Here is a 20,494-nt window from a genome sequence, read left to right as displayed (position 1 = left end):
CTTCGAGCATCAGGAAGGCGCTCGTGGTGCCCGCTTGACCTCGTCGTACGCCGCGAGCGCGGCCTTCCTGGTCTCACCGAGGTCGACGATCGGTTCGGTCGGTGCTTCGGAGGCCCACTGCGAGATGTAGAGCCCCTGCGGGTCGAACTTCTTCGCCTGCAGCTCGGGATTGAAAACGCGGAAGTACGGGGCCGCATCGGCACCGGAGCCCGCCACCCATTGCCAGTTGAACGGGTTGTTGGCCTCGTCGGCGTCGACGAGCGTGTCCCAGAACCACTCCTCGCCGAGTCGCCAGTCGATCAGCAGGTTCTTCACGAGGAAGGAGGCCACGACCATTCGGACGCGGTTGTGCATGTAGCCCGTGTGCCAGAGCTCCCGCATTCCCGCATCCACCAGCGGCACTCCGGTCTCGCCGTGCTGCCAGGCTTCCAGATGCGTGGGATCGAGGGGCGGCCAGGGGAATGCGTCGAACTCGCGACGCAGATTCCGGGTCGCGAGGTCGGGGGAGCGGTACAGCGTGTGCCAAGCGAACTCCCGCCAACCGAGCTCGGAGAGGAATCCGCCGGCACCGTCCACGCCGACGGCCTCGTGCCAGACCGTGAAGGGGCTGATCTCTCCCCAGCGCAGCCGCGGGGAGAGCAGCGAGGTCGCACCGGCAGCGGGTTCGTCGCGCGCGCGGTCATACGAGGGGAGGTCGTGAGCGAGGAACTCCGTGAGGCGTCGCCGGGAGGCGGGTTCCCCAGGCTCCCAGGTGTCGCGCAGGCCCCCGGCCCAATCCGGCCGGGTGGGCAGCAGATCCCAGTCGTCGAGAGCATCGGAGGCGGGGACATGATCCGGGCCATCGACTGTCCGTGGCTCCGGAAGCGGCGCGCGTGGTGCCGGCAGCGCGAGACACGCGCGCCAGAACGGGGTGAAGACGGAATAGTGCGTGCCGCTGCCGGTCGTCACGGTCCACGGCTCGTGCAGCAGGGATGCTGCGAAGGACGCGACCTCGAGCCCCTCGGCCCGGAGTGCCGACTTCAGCGATGAGTCGATCTCGCGCTCGGCGCCCCCGTACCGTCGGTTCCAGAACACGGCGCCGGCGCCGACATCCGCCACCGTCTCGCGCACGACGCGCGCGGCGGGGCCGCGCCGCCGCACGAGTGCACCGCCACGCTCACGGAGACGCGCGTCGAGCGACGCCAGCGAGTGGTGCAGCCACCAGCGGGCTGCGCCGCCGAGGGGGCGGATGCCCGGCGACTCCTCGTCGAGCACATAGAGCGCGATGACCGGTTCACCTCGATCGATCGCGGCGCGCAACGCCGGATTGTCGGCGAGGCGGAGGTCGTCGCGGAACCACACCAGCGAGGGGGATGTCATGGGACCATTCTCTTCGAGCTCACGGGCATGGTCTGTCTCTCAACGCCGACGGTGGTTTCGGCGGGGCGTCTCGCCGCCGGTCGACCACAGCGCCCACAGCACCAGGACCGGCTGCAGGAACAGCCGGCCGAACCGCCGAGCATCCGTGTCGAGTCCCGGCGTCGAGCGCTTGGTCTGCCACTGGTGGATGTTCCCGGGCATCACGGCGACGAAGAATGCGGCCGTCGCCCAGCCGATGCGGCGGCGCTCCTTCGGTAGCGCGAGGAGCCCCGCCGCGAGCGCGACCTCTGCGGCGCCCGATGCGATCACGATCGTGTCCTTGTCGAGCCTGGTCAGGCGAGTGGCCCAATCGGGCACCACGACCCGGAACCCGCGGGTGCTGAGGAAGTGGCCGACACCGATCGCGCCGAGCGCGACCGCCAGAATCCATCGTGCGACTGCTCTGTCCATCCGTTCACGTTACGTGATGTCCAGAGCTCCGGCGTCACTCCGCGGCGGGCATCCTGGTGCGCTCCCACGAGCGGAACCCGTCGACGATCTCCGGCGTGTGCGTGTGGTGGAGGTAGTGCGTCCCATCGAGCGGCACGACCGTTCCATCGTCGACGGCCGCGGCCTGCTCCTCGTGCAGATCCACCCAGGCGGGGACCGTCGGATTGTCGGCCACGACGAACAGCAGCAGGGGGAGGTCTTCGGGGAAGCTCGTGCCGAGCGCATCCTCGAAGTTCGCGTGGAGCAGAGACATCGCGTTCAGGTAGGTGGGGCTCAGCGTGTTCCGGTTGGTGAGCAGGGCGAACTGCTCCTGCGCCTCTACGGAGTAGACGGACTCGTCGTAACCCGTGCCACGGAACGACGCGATCAGTCGCACCAGCCCCAGGTTCTTCGCCGCGCCGAAGAGCCCGACGGGCAGCTCGGTGTCCGAGCCGGGCTGTCCGGGGACGCTGCTGTCGATTCCGACGAACGCCCGCACCTCATCGGGATAGCGGTTCGCGAACTGGATGCCGTAGATGCCGGCGATGGAATGCCCCATCAGGACGTAGTCGTCGACGCCGAGCTCCTGCAGGGCGGAGTGCGTCTCGGTCACGATGTTGTCGGTGGTGCGGGCGCGATCCGTCCCGTCGCTCAGCCCGTAACCGAACGGCTCCACGACGATCACGCGATGGTCCTTGGCCAGCTCGGTGACGAGCGGCTCGAAGTCGAGCACCGGGGATGCGGTGCCGAAACCCGGGAGGAGAACGATGTCCTCCGAGCCCTCACCGGTGATCATGACGTTCATCTCGTGCCCGTCCACGGTGACCTTCTGCCCGTACGGCTCGATGCGATCCTGTTCGACCGCGGTCGCCACCGCGTTGCCGACCGTGGTGGCCACCAGTCCGACCGCGATGACGGCGACGACGGACGTGAGTGCGATGAGCACTCTCTTGACGGGCTTCTTCATGCCGACCTCTCTCGGCGCACGCGCTGTGCGCCCTCATCCCAGCGTGCCGCGCGGCATCCGCTGCCGCGTCGCCCTGCCGCAGACACCCGTGTACTGCGATCGCAGTACACGCAGCTCATCCCGGCGGAGGATCCGGGAATCGGCGTCGCGAGGAATACTGGTGAGATGCCGGCACCTCGTCCCCCACGAATCGCGGCGCCGCTCACCGACGTGATCGCCGTGGCCGTGGTGGTCGTCTTCGCCGTGTCGCCCTTCCCGGACGAGGCGTTCCGCGCCACCGGATGGCAGCTGGTCGTCGCCCTCGTTCCCGCGGTCGCGATGCTGTTCCGTCGCCGGCATCCCCTCGTCGTGCTCGTCGTCAGCCTGCTGTGCGCAGTGGTCCTGGCATTCGCGGGTGTCCTGTCGCCGAGCGCGCTCATCGCCATGGCGATCAGTGCTTTCGCCGTCGTGGACCGTCGAGGGCGACTCATCGGGATCATCTCCGTGACCTCGGCGACGGCTATCGTCTTCTTCTCGAACGCGATCCCGCTCGGCGGGGATCTCTTCGATGCCCGCGCGCTGCAGTTCGTCTTCATCATCGCCCTCGCCGGAGCGCTGGGGGACGCGACCAGGTCACGACGCGAGTTCGTCTCCGCCATGACCGAACGCGCGGAGCGGGCCGAGCGGGGGAGGGACGAGGAAGCGCGACGACGTGTCGCCGAAGAACGGGTGCGCATCGCGCGCGATCTGCACGACGTGGTCGCGCACCAGATCTCGGTCATCAGTCTCAATGCGGGCGTCGCGTCATCCGCGTTGGAGACCCGCCCGGAGCGTGCGCGGGAGGCACTGAGCACCATCCGCCGTTCCTCTCGCACCGTGCTCGCCGACATCGGTGGGCTGATGGCGCTGCTGCGCTCCGACGATCCGGATGATGTTCGCGACCTTCGTCCGCAGGTCGGCCTCGCCGGTCTCGACGAGCTGGTCGTGCAGTTCCGCGAGGCGGGGCTGCGCGTCGATCTCCAGGACGATCCCGATCGGCCTGCTCTGTCGCCGGCCAGTGATCATGCGGCTTACCTCGTGGTCCTCGAAGGATTGACGAATGCGCACAAGCACGGAGCGGATGGCGCGGCGACCGTGCGGCTCCGAGCGGACGGCGGGTCGCTCCGTGTCGTCGTCGACAACCAGGTGGCGACGGAATCCGAGGCGGTGTCGCGTGCGGGTGGCCACGGGCTGCGTGGACTGCGCGAGCGCGTGGTCGCGGTCCGGGGAGATGTGCAGACCGGCCGCGATGGAAGCGCTTTCCGCCTCGAGGTGCGGATCCCCCTCGACGGAGGTGCACGATGATCCGGGTGCTCGTCGTCGACGATCAGCCGTTGGTGCGGCAGGCGGTCCGCGACATCCTCGTCGACGACGGCATCGAAGTGGTGGGCGAAGCAGCGAACGGGCGTGAGGCGGTCACTGCGGTGCGCGAGTCGATGCCGGACGTCGTCGTGATGGACATCCGGATGCCGGAGCTCGACGGCATCGCCGCCACCGCGCAGATCACGAGCGCGGCGCAGTCCACCGCGACCCGCGTGCTCATCCTGACGACCTTCGAGGAGGACGACTACGTGGTCGCCGCGCTCCGCGCCGGTGCGAGTGGCTTCATCGGCAAAGGGGCCGAGCCGGACGACATCGTCAGCGCCGTGCGAGTGGTGCACCGCGGTGAGGCTCTCCTGTCGTCGGCGGCAACACGGTCGCTGATCGAGCGCTCCGTGCTGCCGCAGCATCCGCGAGCCGATGCCTGGCACACCGAGCCGCTGCGACAGCTCACGGAGCGGGAGCGCGAGGTGCTGCTGCTCGTGGCGGGCGGGGCGTCGAACCAGGACATCGCGAACCGCCTCGTGATCTCACCGCACACCGCGAAGACCCATGTGAACCGCATCATGTCGAAGCTGCACGCACGCGATCGTGCGCAGCTCGTGATCCACGCGTACGAGTCGGGGATCATCGTCCCCTCGCGCGGCGCCGACCAGCCGGGCTGAGGGTGACCGACGGCGGCACCGGTCAGGGTGTCCGACACCGTCGCGAAGCGGTCAGGACCCCGTGATCATGCGAGTAACCTGGACACCGACCCAGATGGAGAGTTTCTGTGCCTGAAAACGCCCGGCCGCACGATGGCTTCGCCCTGTTCACTGACCGAAACGTCGTCGCGATGCGCGTCAACGGCGATCTCAAGGACCTCGCCACGACCGTGACCGACACCGACGAGGTCGAGCCGGTCACGATCGACAGTGCGGATGGGCTGAACATCCTCCGCCACTCGGCTGCCCACGTGCTGGCGCAGGCGGTGCAGCGCATCAACCCGCAGGCAAACCTCGGCATCGGCCCGCCCATCACCGACGGGTTCTATTACGACTTCGGCGTGGAGACCCCGTTCACGCCTGACGACATCAAGGCCATCACGAAGGAGATGCAGCGCATCGTCCGCGAGGGCCAGCGCTTCGTCCGCCGTGTCGTGACCGACGACGAGGCGCGCGCCGAGCTCGCGGACGAGCCGTTCAAGCTCGAGCTCATCGGGCTCAAAGGCGGGAAGGAAGCCGCCGAGGGGGCCTCCGTCGAGGTCGGCGAGGGTGAGCTGACGATCTACGACAACACCACCCGCGATGGCGAGGTCGTCTGGAAGGACCTCTGCCGCGGGCCGCACCTGCCCAACACGCGCATGATCGGCAACGGCTGGGACCTCACCCGCATCGCCGCCGCCTACTGGCGCGGCAGCGAGAAGAACCCGCAGCTGCAGCGCATCTACGGCACGGCGTGGCCGACCAAGGACGAGCTGCGTGCCTACCAGGAGCGCATCGCCGAGGCGGAGCGCCGCGATCACCGCAAGCTCGGTGCCGAGATGGACCTGTTCTCCTTCCCGGACGAGATCGGCTCCGGACTCGCGGTGTTCCACCCCAAGGGCGGCATCATCCGCTACGAGATCGAGGAGAACCTGCGCAAGCACCTGCTGCGCAACGGATACGACCTCGTGAACAGCCCGCACATCACGAAGAAGGACCTCTTCATGACGTCGGGTCACCTGCAGACCTATGCGGACGGCATGTTCCCCCCGATGCACCTCGACGAGGTCGTCGATGAGGAGGGCAACGTCACCCGTCAAGGGCAGGACTACTACCTGAAGCCGATGAACTGCCCGTTCCACAACCTCATCTTCCGTTCGCGCGGGCGTTCCTACCGCGAGCTGCCGCTGCGTCTGGCCGAGTTCGGGACGGTCTACCGCTACGAGAAGAGTGGGACGCTGTCGGGTCTGACCCGCGTGCGTGGCCTGACACAGGACGACGCCCACATCTACGTCGCTCAGGACCAGGTCAAGGACGAGCTCACGACGAACCTGAACCTCGTCCTGGACCTGCTCCGCGACTACGGCCTCAACGACTTCTACCTCGAACTGTCGACGAACGAGGTGGGGAACCCCAAGTTCCTCGGCGAGCCGGAGCAGTGGACCACCGCGATCGACACGTTGCGTGAGGTCGCGATCGAGTCCGGACTCGAACTCGTCGCCGACCCCGGCGGCGCCGCCTTCTACGGTCCGAAGATCTCCGTACAGGCACGCGACGCGATCGGACGCACCTGGCAGATGTCGACCATCCAGCTCGACTTCAACCAGCCCGACCGGTTCGAGCTGGAGTACACCGGACCCGACGGGCAGAAGCACCGGCCGGTCATGATCCACCGCGCGCTCCTCGGTTCGGTCGAGCGCTTCTTCGCGATCCTCCTCGAGCACTACGCCGGCGACTTCCCGCTCTGGCTCGCGCCCAGCCAGGTTGTCGGCGTCCCGGTCGCGGAGCAGTACGGAGACTATCTGGACGACGTCATCGCGCGGCTGCGCGAGGCGGGCGTCCGGGCCGACGTCGATCACTCCGACGACCGCATGCAGAAGAAGATCCGCAACCACACGACGGCGAAGGTCCCCGTCATCCTCATCGTCGGGGAGCAGGATCGAGCCGCGGGCACGGTGTCGTTCCGCTTCCGAGACGGGACGCAGGAGAACGGCGTCCCGGTGGCGGATGCGGTACGTCGGATCAGCGCCGCCATCGCCTCGCACGCGCTCGTGCTGAAGGCAGGGGACCTGGCGTGACCGACGGGGCGCAGCCGCTGGAAGATGCCGGACTCCTCGCCGGGGTTCCGGACGAGTTCCAGCGGCTGTGGACCCCGCATCGGATGGCGTACATCCAGGCGGGGCCGGAGCCGCTGCGGGAGGAGTGCCCGTTCTGCGAGGCGCCGAAGTTCCCGGACGAGGAGCGGCTGGTCGTGGCGCGCGGCGAGACGGCCTACGTGCTGCTGAACCTGTTCCCGTACAACTCGGGGCACCTGCTCGTGTGCCCGTATCGCCACATCGCCACGTACGACCAGGCGACGCCCGCCGAGGTCGCCGAGATCGGTGCCCTCACACAGACGGCCATGCGTGTGCTGCGCGAGGTGTCACGCTGCGACGGCTTCAACATCGGCATGAACCAGGGCGCGGTGGCGGGCGCCGGCGTCGACGCCCACCTGCACCAGCACGTGGTGCCGCGGTGGACATCGGACGCCAACTTCTTCCCGATCATCGCGAAGACCAAGGCGCTTCCGCAGCTCCTCGGCGAGGTGCGGGAGGCCGTGGCGAACGCCTGGCCGGCGTCGGAGCCTACTGCGGAGTAGCTCAGCGCACCTGACGGGCGGTGAACTGCATCTGCGGGTTCGCGTAGAACTCCTGCGCCTCGACGAGCTGCAGCTCGCGCTCACCGGATTCGAGCGTGGCTTTCAACAGGTCGTAGACGCTGGATGCCGTGCGCTCCAGAGCGATCTTCGCGCTGCCGGTCTCGACGTAGTGCGCCGTGAACAGTGCCGCAGTCACATCCCCGGAGCCGTTCGCCTTCATCGGCAGGTGCGGGGTCTGCACGAGCCAGGCACCCTGCGCGTCGGCGGCGAGCATCTCGATGGTGCCCTCTTCGCGGTCGGGCCGCTCGACGCTCGTCACCAGCACGGTGCTCGGACCCATCGCGTGGGCGAGGTCGACGGAGGCGAGGGTGGACTCGAGCGTGTCCGGCTCGGTGTCGGTGAGGAAGCCGAGCTCGAACTGGTTCGGCGTGATGATGTCGGCGACCGGGACGACGCGCTCTCGCAGCAGAACCGGGATCGCCGGGGCCACGAAGCACCCCGACTTGGCGTTGCCCATGACCGGGTCGCAGGCGTAGACGGCGCTCGGGTTCGCGGACTTCACACGGGCGACCGCGTCGATGATCACGTCTCCGATGCCTTCGCCGCCCTGGTAGCCGCTGAGGATCGCGTCGATCTGGCCGAAGACGCCACGCTCCTCGATGCCGGTGATGACTTCGCGGACGTCGTCCGGAGCGATCATCGGTCCGCGCCAGGCGCCGTATCCGGTGTGGTTGGAGAAGTTCACGGTGTAGACCGGGAGCACCTCGACGCCGATGCGCTGCAGGGGGAACACCGCGGCGGAGTTGCCGACGTGCCCGTAGGCGACGGCTGACTGGATGGAGAGGATCTTCATTCTCCGGCTCTTTCGTTCAGGGCAGGCGGGTGCCCGCGAGGATGGTCATCGCCCGGCGGCGACGAGGTCGGCGACGAGGGTCTCGGCCTCGTCATCGGACAGGTCGTGCACGGTCAGGCGCAGATGGTGGGATGGGTCCGCGCGGTCATCGAGCGCGAAGTCGTCGCCGGTGCGGGCCAGCCACCCTCGGCGCATCAGCCGATCGGCGACGAGGCGCGCGGGTTGCGGCAGTTCGACCCACAGGCTCATACCGTCGGATGCGGTCGCATCGATGCCGCCGGCGCGCAGTCGCTCCGCGAAGGCGGAATTCCGCTCCGCGTAGTGGGCAGCCGCTGCGGCGACCTCGGTCATCACGCCGTCGTCGGTGAGCTGCGTCAACGCGAGACGCTGCAGCAGGTGGCTCACCCAGGTGGTTCCGGGGCTCAGACGCATGGCGAGCCGTTCCGCTGTCTCGGCATCCGTCGCCGCGATCGCGAGGCACATGTCGGGTCCGAGGAACTTCGATACGGAGCGCACGAGCGCGAACCGACGGTGGTCGGGACCGATGAGTGACTCGTACCGGCGCTGCGAGAGCATCGAGAAATGGTCGTCCTCGATGATCAGCACGTAGGGGTGGTCGGCCAGTACCGCTCGCAGTTCGGCGGCCCGCGTCGCGGTGAGACTCGCTCCGGTGGGGTTCTGCGCGCGCGGGGTGCAGATGATCGCGCGGACTCCGGCGTCCAATGCCGCACGCATCCCGTCGACGGTCATGCCCTCGGCGTCGACCGGCACCGGAACGGCCCGGTATCCGCCGAGTCGCACCGTGTGGATGCTCGCCAGGAAGCACGGGTCCTCGAGCGCCACGGCGTCGTCGCGCATCAGTGCCTGCGCGAGCAGCCGCTCCACGGCGTCGACGGCACCGCTGGTGACGGTGATGCGGAAGTCGACGTCGTCGAGGTCGGCGGCGATCCACCGCCGTGCCCAATCCTCGAGACCACGATCGATCACGGGCTCGCCGTAGAGGACGGGGCGCGAGGCGATGGTCATCAGTGCGGGTGCCGGATCGGGGATGAGGCGTGGGTCCGGGTTGCCGGTGCCGATGTCCCGGAGGACAGTGTCGGGGGCGTAACCCTCCTGCGCCACGGTTTCGTGGCCCGCGACCACGGTGCCGGCACGCCCGCGCGAGACCACGAGACCGGCCTGAGCGAGCTGGCGGTACGCAGCCACGGCGGTGTTGCGATTCACGCTGAGGGTCGCGGCCAGCTCGCGCACCGGGGGGAGGAGGCTACCGGGCTGCAGGGATCCGCGGTCGCGCAGCGAACGCACGCTGTCGGCGATCTCCGACGCGGTGGTACCTGTGATCTGGTCGCTCATGATCCTCCTCAGCGATTCTAGGTCGAATCGGACAGTGCTACGTTTGATCTAGATCAAAACCGACTTCGGTGCATCCGACAGGAGTTCCCCATGACCGAGCAGACAACCACCGGATCCTCGCGCGTCAAGCGCGGCCTCGCCGAGATGCTCAAGGGCGGCGTCATCATGGACGTCGTCACCGCTGAGCAGGCGAAGATCGCCGAAGACGCGGGCGCCGTGGCCGTCATGGCGCTCGAGCGCGTGCCGGCCGACATCCGTGCCCAGGGTGGGGTCTCGCGGATGAGTGATCCCGACATGATCGACAGCATCATCGACGCGGTCTCGATCCCGGTGATGGCGAAGGCGCGCATCGGACACTTCGTCGAGGCCCAGGTGCTGCAGGAGCTCGGCGTCGACTACATCGACGAGTCCGAGGTGCTCTCGCCGGCCGACTACGTGAATCACATCGACAAGTACGAGTTCACCGTGCCGTTCGTGTGCGGTGCGACCAATCTGGGCGAGGCACTCCGACGCATCAACGAGGGCGCCGCGATGATCCGCTCCAAGGGCGAGGCCGGCACCGGCGACGTCTCCGAGGCGATGAAGCACATCCGCAAGATCCGTGGGGAGATCGCGGCCCTCGCTGCGCTGCCCAAGGACGAGCTGTACGTCGCCGCCAAGGAACTGCAGGCGCCCTACGAGCTGGTCGCCGAGATCGCCGAGACCGGCACGCTCCCCGTCGTGCTCTTCGTGGCCGGAGGAGTCGCGACCCCCGCGGACGCCGCGATGATGATGCAGCTCGGAGCAGACGGCGTGTTCGTGGGCTCGGGCATCTTCAAGTCGGGCAACCCCGCCGAACGTGCCAAGGCCATCGTCAAGGCGACCACGTTCTTCGACGACGCCAAGGTGATCGCCGAGGTCTCGCGCGGGCTCGGCGAGGCGATGGTGGGCATCAACGTGAGTGACCTCCCGGCGCCGCACCGTCTCGCCGAGCGTGGCTGGTAACACCCGCGTCGGAGTCCTCGCGCTGCAGGGCGACGTGCGCGAGCACGCCGCCCTGCTCGCGCATCTGGGCGCCGACGTCGTGCTGGTGCGCCGACCGGAAGAGCTCTCGTCCGTCGACGGCCTCGTGATCCCCGGCGGCGAGTCCAGCGTGATCGACAAGCTGTCCCGCATCTTCGGGATGCAGGAGCCGATCCGCGCCGCGATCGGTGCCGGACTGCCCGTCTACGGCACGTGCGCCGGACTCATTCTGCTGGCGGACACGGTGCTCGACGGGATCGACGGCCAGGAGTCCTTCGGCGGGATGGACATCGACGTCCGTCGCAATGCCTTCGGGCGCCAGACGGAGTCGTTCGAGACGCAACTCGCCGTCCCCGCTCTGGGGGAGCTTCCGGTGCGCGCGACGTTCATCCGCGCCCCGGTGGTCGAGCGTGTGGGCCCCGGTGTCGACGTCTTGGCATCGCTCACGGACGGCACGGTGGTCGCCGTCGAGCAGGGCAGCCTGCTCGGCACGAGCTTCCACCCGGAGGTCGATGGCGAGACGCGCTTCCATGAGCGCTTCCTCGACAAGGCCCGGACCCGTGCCGGGACGTCCGTGCGCTAGCGCCGGTGGGAGAGCAGCCAGTCGTACAGCTCGGGGTTGTCGTAGGTCTCGGTCCAGGAATCATGACCGACGCCCGCATATCGCGTGAACCGCACGTCGGCGTCGAGCGACCGGAGCTCGGTGGTGATCTCCTCCGTGGCGGAGATCGGCACGACATCGTCGGCGTCGCCGTGGAAAGCCCAGACGGGCAGGTGCCGAATCGGCTCAGCACTCTGCATCCAGAGCCCACCGCAGATCGGTGCGATAGCGGCGAACCGTTCGGGATAGCGCACCGCCAGGCTCCAGGTTCCGAAGCCGCCCATGCTGAGCCCGGTCACCGAAATGCGGGCCGGATCGACGCGGTGCGTCGAGACGACCTCGTCGACCAGCCCGGACAGGGTCGAGAGCTCCGCGACCCACTGACTCGACTCACCGCACTGCGGGGTGACGAGGACGAAGGGGAACTCGTGACCTTCATCCGCCAACCGCGGCGGGCCATGCACCGCGGCGAGGTCGAGGTCGGAACCTCGTTCGCCCGCACCGTGCAGGAACAGCACCAGAGGCCAGAGCCTGCCCGGGTCGGAGTCGTAGTCATCCGGAAGGTGGACGAGATACCGCAGTACGTCTGCCGGGGTCGGCGCGTCGTCGCGCACGTCCGACGTGCGAACGGCAGGAGTGATGTGTCGTGATCTGCGCATGCCTCCATCCTGCGCCATCCGTGCCGGTCGTCCGACGGTAGGGTCACTTGGCCACTCGTGCCTGGTCGCACCGGTCACCAACGGATACGCAGAAACTCCGCCCGGAGTTTCGCGCCTCGCTGGGGGTTCAGGCTCTCGACCCACGAGATGCGGCCGAGCAGATGTGCGCGGAAATCGTCGAGTCGGCGGTGATTCTGACTGCGCGGACCGTGCACGACGCAGTTGTGGATCGTCGCCTTGAGCCGGTCATAGTCGTCTCGTGAGACATTCGTTCGCTGGTTGACGACGATTCCGGTCACGCTCTGCCTGACGCCCTGGCGTCGGACCCTCGTTTTGTGCGGGTTGGCCACGTGCCCCTCGTCCTCGATGATCCGCTGCACACCGCGGATGAAGGCATCAGGTCGCTTCGCGAGTCTCGGACCGCCGCTGAACGCGAGGTCATCGGCGTATCTCGTGTAGGTCGCATCGACGGCATCCGCCCATCCCGTCAGCCGTGAGTCGAGGCGCCGGATGGCGAGGTTGGCAAGCATAGGCGAGGAGGGGGCGCCCTGCGGCAGATGACTCGTGGCCAGAGCCCGACGCAGGGCGAACCGCTCGTCGGATGATCCGCCCGGTGGCATGGCAGCAAGCACGCGCGGAGGAACGGCGTTGGTGCACAGCCCGGTCACGACGTGCGCGACGGGTTCGGACAGTCCCGACTGCCGAAGTGTTCCGTAGATGCGACCGCCCGTCACGCGCGAGAAGAACGTGGTGAGGTCGAGGGATATGACGATGTCGGCCCCCGTGTGGCGCGCCGCCCCCGTGGCCGCACTGCGACCGGGCATGAAACCGTGGGCGGCATCGTTCACGGCTATGAGGCCGAGCACCTGTTCCAGGAGACTGCGCTGCACGCGGCGCATCCGTTGCTCCGGGATCTCCAGCAACCGGGGGATCCGCCCGTGCCGTGTGCGCCACTCGTATCGGTAGTGGTGCAAGGCCCCTGAGCGTGCGCGCCGATTCCACTGTTTGGTGTCGGCGAACCACTGGAGCCGGCCGACGTCCAGATCGAGTATGGCGGCGAGATCCGGGATGCTGTCGATGCGGGGAAGAGCGCCCGAGGGCGGCTGCGACGCCGATGGAGCGACCACGCGGTGGTGGATGCGCAGCGGCGCACGGCGCTCGTCGGCCTTGCGCACCGCTTCTGCGAAATCGGGCGAGCGGAGGATCACCGACGTCAGCAGTCGCGGGGCATCGACAGGCGGGCGGACGAAGGCGGTCAACACGTCGCCGACGAGCGGAGAGAGCCAACGGCGACGCGCTCCCATGACGTACGCGCCGGCGTCGACGAGCTGCTCCTTCGCCCAGACCTCTGAGGCGAGGAAGGCGTCGGCCAGAGAGGCGGCCACCGACGACGGCAACGGTCGCGGCGTGCGCCCCAGCACGCGTGATGCGGTGGAGGGCGCCATCAGAGGGCAGCCGCGGAACGGGCGCCGGGCGTGCAATGGCCTGCGTACGACTCGTCCATCAGTGCGGGCACCGGTCTGCGCGAAGCGCAGTAAGGCGCCTGCGGCGTTCGTTCCAGGTCAGACTGCGTACCCCGGGGTGACCCCGGAGAGAGCGGAACACGTCGTGAACCACTCGCCTCGTCCGCAAGCCATCGCACGCGGCCACGATAGCAAGGAACACCAACGTCCGGATGGCGTCGTCCGCAGCCCCCGGCGATTGGCCGCGACTACGCGGCCCTGATGGTCTGCCGTGACCGATCATTTCCGGCGGGCGCACCGAGGTGGCCGGCGGAGAACCGTCGCGTGCGAGCCGTGCTGACCTACCTCGACGCCGCGCGATCCTGAACCTGCAGCAGGGCGGCGAGCCACCGCAGCGCGGGTCCGGCTTGCGCCCGCTGGAACGCGCGGAGTCCGGGAAGCTGCGGTATCTCCGGTTGCGCCTGGGCGAACCAGAGGTAAGACGCGAAGCCCGAGATGACCGGCAGCATGTCGTGAACGGGCGGGGCTCCGTGCTCTTCGAACAGCGGCCATGTCTCTTCGCACGCGGGACCGCCCGATGCCTCGACGCTCGGCAGCAGACAGGGGAGATCGATCCAGGGGGCTCCGCGGCGGGCGTGCGGCCAGTCCACGAATCGTGCGTGCCCATCACTGATGAGGATGTTGTCGGCCCGCACGTCGTCGTGCGCGATGACGTCTCCGCCGACCGCAGCACGGAAGCCCTGTTCGATGCGCAGCAGGTCGGTCATCCGCCCACGCACCATGTCCGGGAGACCTGCGAGCAGCCGCTCATCGAGGGAGATATCCTCCCATCGGGTGAAGTCGGACATGCTGTCGGCCGCGTCAGGCAGGTCGAGCGGCGCTTTCGTCGCGCCGACGATGCGGAGGGTCGCAGCGATCGAATGCAGATCATCCGCCGACCAGGGGCTGCCGGGATGGTGTCCGTCGATCGCTTCGAGCACGAGCGCGGAACCGGCAGTCTCGTCGACCTCGCCCAGCACTGCCGGGGCGACCGTCGGTGGCAGCGTCGCGAGCACCTGCATCTCGGTACGGAGGAAGTGCAGGGAATCAGGATGCCAGTCCCGCGCGCAGGCCTTCACGAAGGCCTTTCCCTTCGTGGTGGTGACCACTCCCGCGTAGGACGCGCTGAATCCGCTCTGGGCCGGTTCATCGCGGACGAATCGTCCTCCGATCACGTCGACGATGCGCGCGCGCAGCACCAGGGGGAGTGCGGTCCACTCCGGTCGAAGGCGATCGGCGCCTGCGCTCATCGTGTCGTTCCCTTCGCTCGCAGCGTCGCGGCATCCCCGGGGCACGGGTTCCTCGACGCTAGCAGCAGCCGGCGGAAGGGCCAACGATCTCGATCATTCGGCGCGTGAACCCGCGGCGACCAGGCCGCGGATGGCCTCGACGGTGCGGTCGACATCCTCCGGGGTGGTCGCCCACGACGACATCGAGCACCGCAGGGCCGCACGGCCGCCCCACTCGGCACCCGTCATGGCCGCCGTCCCCTCGGTGAGGATCGCCGCGCCGAGCGCGCGCGTCGCCCGGTCGGAGCCGAGGTGGAACATGACCTGGGTATAGACGACGTCGTTGATGACTTCCACTGTCTCCACGGATCGGAGCCCCGCAGCCATCGCGACGGCGTTCGCGTGCAGACGGTCCATCAGCTCGGCGATGCCCGAGCGTCCGAGACTGCGCAGCGCGGCCCACGCGGGAACCCCGCGGGCGCGTCGCGAGAGCTCGGGCGTCACATCCCACGGGTCGAGCCCCGAATAGATCAGATAGTCGCCTCCGGTGCGGAACGCCGCGATGGAGTCCGCCGGGTCGCGCACGATCGCCATGCCGCAGTCGTAGGGCACGTTCAGAGTCTTGTGGGCGTCCGTCGCCCAGGAGTCGGCATCCGCCATCCCCGCGGTGAGGTGGCTCAACCCGGCAGACGCCGCCGCCCACAGCCCGAACGCGCCGTCGATGTGCACCCAGGCGCCGTGACGCCGCGCGATGGGGATCAGCGCGGCGAAGTCGTCGAAGGCGCCGGTGTGCACCTCTCCCGCCTGCAGACACACGATGAGGGGGCCGTCGCCGCCGGCGAGAGCCTGCTCGAGCGCATCCGGGCTCATACGCCCTTGATCGTCGGACGGGACGACCGTCAGTTCCGCTCGCCCGATCCCCAGGAAGCGTGCGGCGCGGTCGATGGACCCGTGCCGGTCCGCGCCGACGACGAACCGCAGCGGGGGAGAACCGTGGAATCCCTGCTCGGCGATGTCCCACCCTGCGCGCGCCAGCACCGCATGTCGAGCGGTGGCGAGGCAGGTGAAGTTGGCGAGCTGCCCGCCCGTGACGAAACCGACGCTGGCGGTCGCGGGGAGGCCGAAGAGGTCGAGCATCCACTGCCCGGCGACGCGTTCCATCGCGACCGTGGCGGGTGTGAGGGTCGACGAGCCCGAGTTCTGATCCCACGCCGAGACGAGCCAGTCGGCGGCGAGGGCGGCCGGATGGGTGCCACCGATCACGAAGCCGAAGAACCGGCCGCCGGGGATCGCGACGAGGCCGGGATCGGCGAGCACGGCCATCTCCTCGACCACAGTCGCGGGATCCATGCCGTGTTCCGGGAGCGGGCCGCCGAAGGCCGTCAGCATGTCGTCGAGTGAAGCCCGTGGCCACACCGGTCGCTCGGCGACCGAGTCGAGGAAGCGGAGGGCGGCGTGATGCGCGGTATCCAGTGCGCGCGACCTGTCGTCAGGAGCCATCTCGTTCATGCCTCAGGCCTACACCCGGGTGTCTTCTCGCGCCAGAGGTCGCGCGACGCCTCGGTAGGGTTGAGCGCATGATCGGCGCACGGGAATGGCAACTCATCGGCCTCAACAACCTCTACATGAATCTGCAGCGACTGCATGTCTACGATCGCGCGTCGGCGATGATCAACGGGGCCGCCGAAGACGAGGCGCGCACCACTGCGCTGCGCGGATGGATGGACGCGGTCGTGGCGGCGATGGAGCCGGTGCTGCAGGGCGGAGAACTCGATCAGGCGACGCAGGAGTCTCTCCTGCCGCTGGTGCCGTGGCTCCGTGACGAGGTCGCCCGCTACTACGCCCTGCACGATCCCACCGCCCCGTTGCGGGATCAGGCCGCGTTCGGAGCAGCCCACGTGCTCGCCTGCGATTACCAGACGAAGGGCGAGCGGGCGATCGCCGAAGCTGTCGGCAAGCCGGAGGAAGCCGATCGCCTCCTCCAGCGCGTCCCCATGATGATGGCGCTCGTCCGGCAGGCGAACACCGCGGTCGGAACCTGTGCCGAGGGTGAGCCGAGCGGCGAGGTCGCGGGGTACATCACCGAACATGTGCGCGTCGCGCGCGGCGATGAATCGCGCATGTTGCTGCAGATCGGTGCGGCCCCGGTGACCCTGCAGGGCCGCGACCCGCGCGAATGAGGGCTGCGCGGACGGCCGCGGTGGACGCCGCTCGGTCGACCGCGGCTTTTCGATAGAATGGACGACGCCCTGGGCACGTTCCGGGGCGGATACGACGAGCGGAGACTTATGTCCGGGCATTCCAAGTGGGCGACCACGAAGCACAAGAAGGCCATCATCGACTCCAGGCGCGCGAAGTCCTGGGCCAAGCTCATCAAGAACATCGAGGTCGCCGCGAAGCTCGGCGGACCCGACCTGGCGGGCAACCCGACGCTCTTCGACGCCGTTCAGAAGGCCAAGAAGACGTCCGTCCCCAAGGACAACATCGACCGCGCGGTGAAGCGCGGTGCGGGCATCGGTGGCGAAGCCGTCGAGTATCTCTCGATCATGTACGAGGGCTACGGACCCAACGGCGTCGCCCTCATGATCGAGTGTCTGACCGACAACAAGAACCGCGCAGCCGCTGAAGTCCGCACGGCCCTCAGTCGCAACGGTGGGACTCTGGCCGACCCCGGCAGCGTCGCCTACAACTTCAGCCGGAAGGGCGTCATCGTCGTCGGCTCCGAGGGAACCACCGAGGACGACGTCATGATGGCGGCGCTCGAGGCGGGAGCCGAGGAGATCGAGCCGCATGCCGAGGGCTTCGAGGTCATCACCGAGGCGACCGACCTGGTGGCCGTGCGCAGCGCGCTGCAGGAAGCCGGGATCGACTACGAGTCGGCGGACGTCGAGTTCGTCCCGAACCTCAAGGTCGAGATCGACGCCGACACCGCTCGGAAGGTCTTCCGCCTGATCGATGCTCTCGAAGACAGCGAAGACGTGCAGAACGTGTTCACCAACTTCGACCTGTCGGCCGAGGTGCAGGCCGAGCTCGAGAACGACGACGCGTAGGCGCGCCGGACGGCCGGTGTCTCCTCGCGCGCCTAGCCTGGGGGAGTGACCTCCTCTCTGCGCGTGCTCGGCATCGACCCCGGGCTCACGCGTTGTGGTGTCGGGATCGTCGACGTCGATCCTTCGCGTCGCGGCACGCTGGTGCACGTGGGAGTGATCCGGTCATCGCCGGACGCGGAGACCGGCGATCGTCTCGCGATCGTCGCCGCTGGCATCCGCGCCGTGATCGCTGAGCACCGCCCGGACGCGGTCGCGGTCGAGCGCGTCTTCGCCCAGCAGAACACCCACTCCGTGATGGGGACGGCTCAGGCCAGCGGAGTCGCGCTGTTGATCGCGGCCGAGTCCGGGTTGCCCGCCGCCACGCACACGCCGAGCGAGGTCAAGGCCGCCGTGACCGGCTACGGTGCGGCCGACAAGCGGCAGGTGCAGACCATGATCGCGCGCATCCTGCGCCTGGATGCGCTTCCGCAGCCGGCTGACGCCGCGGACGCCCTGGCGATCGCGCTGTGCCACGCCTGGCGTCGCGGTGGCCCCACGGCATCCGGGCAGGGGTCGCTGACTCCGGCGCAACGGGCATGGGCGGACGCCGAGAAGCGTGTCGCTCGAACATAGGTCCGAACCACGCCCTAGGCTGAGGGGATGATCTCCTCACTGCACGGCGTCGTCCTGCATGCGACGTCCGATCAGGTCGTCATCGACGTGGGCGGTGTCGGGTTCGCCGTCGCCGTCCCTGCCGACGTCGCACACACCGCGACCGTGGGGGAGCAGCTCCTCCTGCACACGAGTCTGATCGTCCGCGAGGACTCGCTCTCCCTGTTCGGCTTCGCGGATCGCAGCGAGCTGGAGATCTTCGGACTGCTGATCAGCGTGACCGGTGTCGGACCGAAGTCGGCGCTGGGGGTGCTCTCGCACCTCACGGGCGATCAGATCGCCGAAGCCGTGACCGCGGAAGACGACGCGCCGTTCCGGAGGGTCTCCGGCATCGGGCCCAAGACGGCGAAACTCATCGTGCTGCAGCTGGCCGGCAAGGTGCAGGCTTTCGCGGCGCCGTCGCGGCCCGTGATGTCGGGCGGCACCGACGTGGTCACGCAGGTGGCCGCGGCGCTGGTCGGCCTCGGCTGGTCGGAGAAGGTCGCCGCCGAGGCGGCAGCCCAGACGGCATCCGAGGCGACGGAGGCCGAGCGGGCGACCGTGGCCCTGCTGTTGCGACGCACCCTCGCGCTCCTCGGCCCCGCGCAGGGAGGCCAGGCTCGTGGCTGACCCCCTCGACGCGACCGAACCCTCCGACGAGACCGAGCTCGCCATCGAGGGCGCACTGCGCCCGACCAGCCTGGGCGATTTCGTCGGACAGCAGAAGGTGCGCGGACAGCTGCAGCTGCTGCTCGAAGCTGCGCGCATCCAGAGCCGTCCTGCCGACCACATCCTGCTCGCCGGCCCCCCGGGGCTCGGGAAGACGACTCTGGCGATGATCGTGGCCCACGAGAGCGAGCGGCCGCTGCGCATGTCGAGCGGCCCGGCGATCCAGCACGCCGGCGACCTCGCAGCCCTGCTCTCCAGCCTGGTGCCGGGGGAAGTGCTCTTCATCGACGAGATCCATCGCATGGCGCGCTCCGCAGAAGAGATGCTGTACCTGGCGATGGAGGACTACCGGATCGACATCATGGTCGGCAAGGGCGCCGGAGCGACGAGCATCCCGCTCGAGCTCTCGCCCTTCACACTCGTCGGGGCCACGACGCGATCCGGTCTGCTGCCGAATCCGCTGCGCGACCGATTCGGATTCACCGGACACCTGGAGTTCTACGACGAGTCCGAGCTCGAGCAGGTCATCGCCCGTTCGGCCGCGGTCCTCGGCGTCGACGTGCCGACCGATGCGCTCTCCGAGATCGCACGCCGCTCCCGAGGCACCCCCCGCATCGCGAACCGCCTGCTGCGCCGGGTACGCGACTACGCCCTCGTGCACGGCGAGGGCGGGGCCACGATCCATGACGTACGCGCGGCGCTCGAACTCTACGACGTCGACGCGATCGGCCTCGACCGGCTGGACCGTGCGGTGCTGGAAGCTCTGGTCCGCCGTTTCCGCGGGGGCCCGGTCGGCCTGAGCACGCTCGCCGTGGCGGTCGGCGAAGAGGGCGAGACCGTGGAGAGCGTGGTGGAGCCGTACCTCGTTCGCATCGGCTTCCTCGGACGCACGCCGCGCGGTCGTGTGGCGATGCCGGAGGCGTACGCGCATCTCGGCGTCGCGCATCCGGACGGGATGCTTAAGTTGGATGACCTATAATCACTGAAGACTTCCCGGTTACCTTCGCGCGCCCAAAGGCTGGAGCGTGCACCTGAGAAAGGCGCTTCCCCCATGCCCATGGAATTCCTGCTCTTCGGCCTTCTCGCCGTCCTCCTCGTCTTCATGATCTTCAACACGCGCAAGCGCACGAAGCAGATGAAGGCCGAGCAGGAGGAGAAGGCGACCAAGACCGTTCCCGGTGCCAAGGTGCTCCTGCAGGGCGGCATCTACGGGACGATCGTCTCGTACGACCCCGACGACCTCGACACGCCCGCGCTCGTCGAGATCGCGCCGGGCACCATCATCGACGTCCACAGCCAGGCGATCCTCCGCGTCGTCGAGCCCAAGGACGCGATCGTCGACGCACCTGTCGATGTGATCGAGGAGCCGGCCGTCGACGAGGCGGCCGCCCCCGCGCTCGAGACCCCCGAGGAGACGCGCGCTCGCCTCGAGCGCGACGCCGACGACAAGTAATCTCCGCGGCCGGCGCGGCCCTTCGGATCTCCGTCCTCCC

Annotated in this window: 21 protein-coding genes; 12 read left to right on the top strand and 9 right to left on the bottom strand. The window is 68.7% G+C overall.

Translation table 11 applies throughout. The features are described 5' to 3' along the window. Positions 1-9: 9 nt before the first annotated feature. From GZ67_RS0110195 to GZ67_RS0110185, 3 genes are read right to left on the bottom strand one after another with little or no spacing between them, the layout of a single operon-like run. A complete protein-coding gene (locus GZ67_RS0110195) occupies positions 10-1,359 on the bottom strand; it encodes a cryptochrome/photolyase family protein (RefSeq protein WP_029263299.1) in 1,350 nt (449 codons plus the stop codon). Positions 1,360-1,398: 39 nt separating this feature from the next. Further along, positions 1,399-1,809 carry a DoxX family protein gene (locus tag GZ67_RS0110190; protein WP_029263300.1) on the bottom strand — a complete coding sequence of 137 codons (411 nt, stop codon included), beginning with the start codon at positions 1,807-1,809 and terminating at the stop codon, positions 1,399-1,401. Between the two features lie 34 nt (positions 1,810-1,843). Continuing rightward, positions 1,844-2,794 (bottom strand): alpha/beta fold hydrolase, encoded by a 951-nt coding sequence (locus GZ67_RS0110185; protein ID WP_029263301.1) that lies wholly within the window; start codon positions 2,792-2,794, stop codon positions 1,844-1,846. 165 nt (positions 2,795-2,959) lie between these two features. On the opposite strand from GZ67_RS0110185, the gene GZ67_RS0110180 reads away from it, so the two are divergent. The 4 genes from GZ67_RS0110180 to GZ67_RS0110165 all read left to right on the top strand — a co-directional run bounded on the left by GZ67_RS0110180 (position 2,960) and on the right by GZ67_RS0110165 (position 7,453). Then, a complete protein-coding gene (locus GZ67_RS0110180; RefSeq protein ID WP_029273876.1) occupies positions 2,960-4,117 on the top strand; it encodes a sensor histidine kinase in 1,158 nt (385 codons plus the stop codon). After that, entirely contained in the window at positions 4,114-4,797 is a 684-nt protein-coding gene (locus GZ67_RS0110175; RefSeq protein WP_029263303.1) for a response regulator transcription factor, read from the top strand. The genes GZ67_RS0110180 and GZ67_RS0110175 overlap by 4 nt, the downstream gene beginning before the upstream one ends. A gap of 170 nt (positions 4,798-4,967) precedes the next feature. Further along, on the top strand, positions 4,968-6,893 hold the full coding sequence (gene thrS, locus GZ67_RS0110170; protein WP_231481771.1) for a threonine--tRNA ligase: 1,926 nt from the start codon (positions 4,968-4,970) through the stop codon (positions 6,891-6,893). Continuing rightward, positions 6,890-7,453: an HIT family protein gene (locus GZ67_RS0110165; RefSeq protein ID WP_029263305.1), complete on the top strand. Its 564-nt coding sequence runs from the start codon at positions 6,890-6,892 to the stop codon at positions 7,451-7,453. The genes thrS and GZ67_RS0110165 overlap by 4 nt, the downstream gene beginning before the upstream one ends. A 1-nt stretch (position 7,454) precedes the next feature. On the opposite strand, the gene pdxY is transcribed toward GZ67_RS0110165, so the two are convergent. Both pdxY and GZ67_RS0110155 read right to left on the bottom strand, forming a co-directional pair. Further along, positions 7,455-8,306, bottom strand: a complete 852-nt coding sequence (gene pdxY / locus GZ67_RS0110160) for a pyridoxal kinase PdxY (RefSeq protein WP_029263306.1) — start codon at positions 8,304-8,306, stop codon at positions 7,455-7,457. A 45-nt stretch (positions 8,307-8,351) separates the two neighbouring features. Continuing rightward, positions 8,352-9,659 carry an aminotransferase class I/II-fold pyridoxal phosphate-dependent enzyme gene (locus tag GZ67_RS0110155; protein WP_029263307.1) on the bottom strand — a complete coding sequence of 436 codons (1,308 nt, stop codon included), beginning with the start codon at positions 9,657-9,659 and terminating at the stop codon, positions 8,352-8,354. A gap of 90 nt (positions 9,660-9,749) precedes the next feature. Between GZ67_RS0110155 and pdxS the strand changes: the two genes are divergently transcribed. Both pdxS and pdxT read left to right on the top strand, forming a co-directional pair. Beyond that, positions 9,750-10,643 carry a pyridoxal 5'-phosphate synthase lyase subunit PdxS gene (pdxS, locus tag GZ67_RS0110150; protein ID WP_029263308.1) on the top strand — a complete coding sequence of 298 codons (894 nt, stop codon included), beginning with the start codon at positions 9,750-9,752 and terminating at the stop codon, positions 10,641-10,643. Continuing rightward, positions 10,633-11,244, top strand: a complete 612-nt coding sequence (gene pdxT / locus GZ67_RS0110145) for a pyridoxal 5'-phosphate synthase glutaminase subunit PdxT (protein WP_029263309.1) — start codon at positions 10,633-10,635, stop codon at positions 11,242-11,244. Before pdxS ends, pdxT begins: the two co-directional genes overlap by 11 nt. Here pdxT and GZ67_RS0110140 read toward each other — a convergent pair. From GZ67_RS0110140 to GZ67_RS0110125, 4 genes are all read right to left on the bottom strand, one after another. After that, positions 11,241-11,921: a dienelactone hydrolase family protein gene (locus GZ67_RS0110140; RefSeq protein ID WP_029263310.1), complete on the bottom strand. Its 681-nt coding sequence runs from the start codon at positions 11,919-11,921 to the stop codon at positions 11,241-11,243. The genes pdxT and GZ67_RS0110140 overlap by 4 nt on opposite strands. Before the next feature lie 74 nt (positions 11,922-11,995). Beyond that, complete coding sequence (locus tag GZ67_RS0110135; RefSeq protein WP_081859953.1) at positions 11,996-13,366, bottom strand: reverse transcriptase family protein; 1,371 nt, start codon at positions 13,364-13,366, stop codon at positions 11,996-11,998. Positions 13,367-13,725: 359 nt separating this feature from the next. After that, positions 13,726-14,673 (bottom strand): aminoglycoside phosphotransferase family protein, encoded by a 948-nt coding sequence (locus GZ67_RS0110130; RefSeq protein ID WP_029263312.1) that lies wholly within the window; start codon positions 14,671-14,673, stop codon positions 13,726-13,728. A gap of 93 nt (positions 14,674-14,766) precedes the next feature. After that, on the bottom strand, positions 14,767-16,161 hold the full coding sequence (locus GZ67_RS0110125; RefSeq protein ID WP_331280456.1) for a pyridoxal phosphate-dependent decarboxylase family protein: 1,395 nt from the start codon (positions 16,159-16,161) through the stop codon (positions 14,767-14,769). 68 nt (positions 16,162-16,229) lie between these two features. On the opposite strand from GZ67_RS0110125, the gene GZ67_RS0110120 reads away from it, so the two are divergent. The 6 genes from GZ67_RS0110120 to GZ67_RS0110095 all read left to right on the top strand — a co-directional run bounded on the left by GZ67_RS0110120 (position 16,230) and on the right by GZ67_RS0110095 (position 20,454). Continuing rightward, positions 16,230-16,832 carry a hypothetical protein gene (locus GZ67_RS0110120; RefSeq protein WP_029263314.1) on the top strand — a complete coding sequence of 201 codons (603 nt, stop codon included), beginning with the start codon at positions 16,230-16,232 and terminating at the stop codon, positions 16,830-16,832. Between the two features lie 108 nt (positions 16,833-16,940). After that, on the top strand, positions 16,941-17,702 hold the full coding sequence (locus tag GZ67_RS0110115) for a YebC/PmpR family DNA-binding transcriptional regulator (protein WP_029263315.1): 762 nt from the start codon (positions 16,941-16,943) through the stop codon (positions 17,700-17,702). 45 nt (positions 17,703-17,747) lie between these two features. After that, positions 17,748-18,314 (top strand): crossover junction endodeoxyribonuclease RuvC, encoded by a 567-nt coding sequence (ruvC, locus tag GZ67_RS0110110; RefSeq protein WP_029263316.1) that lies wholly within the window; start codon positions 17,748-17,750, stop codon positions 18,312-18,314. Positions 18,315-18,341: 27 nt separating this feature from the next. Beyond that, positions 18,342-18,962 (top strand): Holliday junction branch migration protein RuvA, encoded by a 621-nt coding sequence (gene ruvA / locus GZ67_RS0110105; RefSeq protein WP_029263317.1) that lies wholly within the window; start codon positions 18,342-18,344, stop codon positions 18,960-18,962. Continuing rightward, positions 18,955-19,980 carry a Holliday junction branch migration DNA helicase RuvB gene (gene ruvB / locus GZ67_RS0110100; protein ID WP_029263318.1) on the top strand — a complete coding sequence of 342 codons (1,026 nt, stop codon included), beginning with the start codon at positions 18,955-18,957 and terminating at the stop codon, positions 19,978-19,980. The genes ruvA and ruvB overlap by 8 nt, the downstream gene beginning before the upstream one ends. 72 nt (positions 19,981-20,052) lie before the next feature. After that, positions 20,053-20,454 (top strand): preprotein translocase subunit YajC, encoded by a 402-nt coding sequence (locus tag GZ67_RS0110095; protein WP_372466779.1) that lies wholly within the window; start codon positions 20,053-20,055, stop codon positions 20,452-20,454. Positions 20,455-20,494 lie beyond the last annotated feature (40 nt).

Source organism: Microbacterium sp. Cr-K20, from assembly GCF_000708325.1.
GTDB lineage: Bacteria > Actinomycetota > Actinomycetes > Actinomycetales > Microbacteriaceae > Microbacterium.
The sequence above is the reverse complement of the archived record's forward strand: the minus strand, read 5'-3'. Positions and strand labels throughout refer to the sequence as shown.

Excerpts from the sequence above, each read along its gene's own strand:
- GZ67_RS0110195 (WP_029263299.1), bottom strand. The coding sequence starts at position 1,359 with ATGACATCCCCCTCGCTGGTGTGGTTCCGCGACGACCTCCGCCTCGCC.
- GZ67_RS0110190 (WP_029263300.1), bottom strand. The coding sequence starts at position 1,809 with ATGGACAGAGCAGTCGCACGATGGATTCTGGCGGTCGCGCTCGGCGCG.
- GZ67_RS0110185 (WP_029263301.1), bottom strand. The coding sequence starts at position 2,794 with ATGAAGAAGCCCGTCAAGAGAGTGCTCATCGCACTCACGTCCGTCGTC.
- GZ67_RS0110180 (WP_029273876.1), top strand. The coding sequence starts at position 2,960 with ATGCCGGCACCTCGTCCCCCACGAATCGCGGCGCCGCTCACCGACGTG.
- GZ67_RS0110175 (WP_029263303.1), top strand. The coding sequence starts at position 4,114 with ATGATCCGGGTGCTCGTCGTCGACGATCAGCCGTTGGTGCGGCAGGCG.
- thrS (WP_231481771.1), top strand. The coding sequence starts at position 4,968 with ATGCGCGTCAACGGCGATCTCAAGGACCTCGCCACGACCGTGACCGAC.
- pdxY (WP_029263306.1), bottom strand. The coding sequence starts at position 8,306 with ATGAAGATCCTCTCCATCCAGTCAGCCGTCGCCTACGGGCACGTCGGC.
- GZ67_RS0110155 (WP_029263307.1), bottom strand. The coding sequence starts at position 9,659 with ATGAGCGACCAGATCACAGGTACCACCGCGTCGGAGATCGCCGACAGC.
- pdxS (WP_029263308.1), top strand. The coding sequence starts at position 9,750 with ATGACCGAGCAGACAACCACCGGATCCTCGCGCGTCAAGCGCGGCCTC.
- GZ67_RS0110140 (WP_029263310.1), bottom strand. The coding sequence starts at position 11,921 with ATGCGCAGATCACGACACATCACTCCTGCCGTTCGCACGTCGGACGTG.
- GZ67_RS0110135 (WP_081859953.1), bottom strand. The coding sequence starts at position 13,366 with ATGGCGCCCTCCACCGCATCACGCGTGCTGGGGCGCACGCCGCGACCG.
- GZ67_RS0110130 (WP_029263312.1), bottom strand. The coding sequence starts at position 14,673 with ATGAGCGCAGGCGCCGATCGCCTTCGACCGGAGTGGACCGCACTCCCC.
- GZ67_RS0110125 (WP_331280456.1), bottom strand. The coding sequence starts at position 16,161 with ATGAACGAGATGGCTCCTGACGACAGGTCGCGCGCACTGGATACCGCG.
- GZ67_RS0110120 (WP_029263314.1), top strand. The coding sequence starts at position 16,230 with ATGATCGGCGCACGGGAATGGCAACTCATCGGCCTCAACAACCTCTAC.
- GZ67_RS0110115 (WP_029263315.1), top strand. The coding sequence starts at position 16,941 with ATGTCCGGGCATTCCAAGTGGGCGACCACGAAGCACAAGAAGGCCATC.
- ruvA (WP_029263317.1), top strand. The coding sequence starts at position 18,342 with ATGATCTCCTCACTGCACGGCGTCGTCCTGCATGCGACGTCCGATCAG.
- GZ67_RS0110095 (WP_372466779.1), top strand. The coding sequence starts at position 20,053 with ATGCCCATGGAATTCCTGCTCTTCGGCCTTCTCGCCGTCCTCCTCGTC.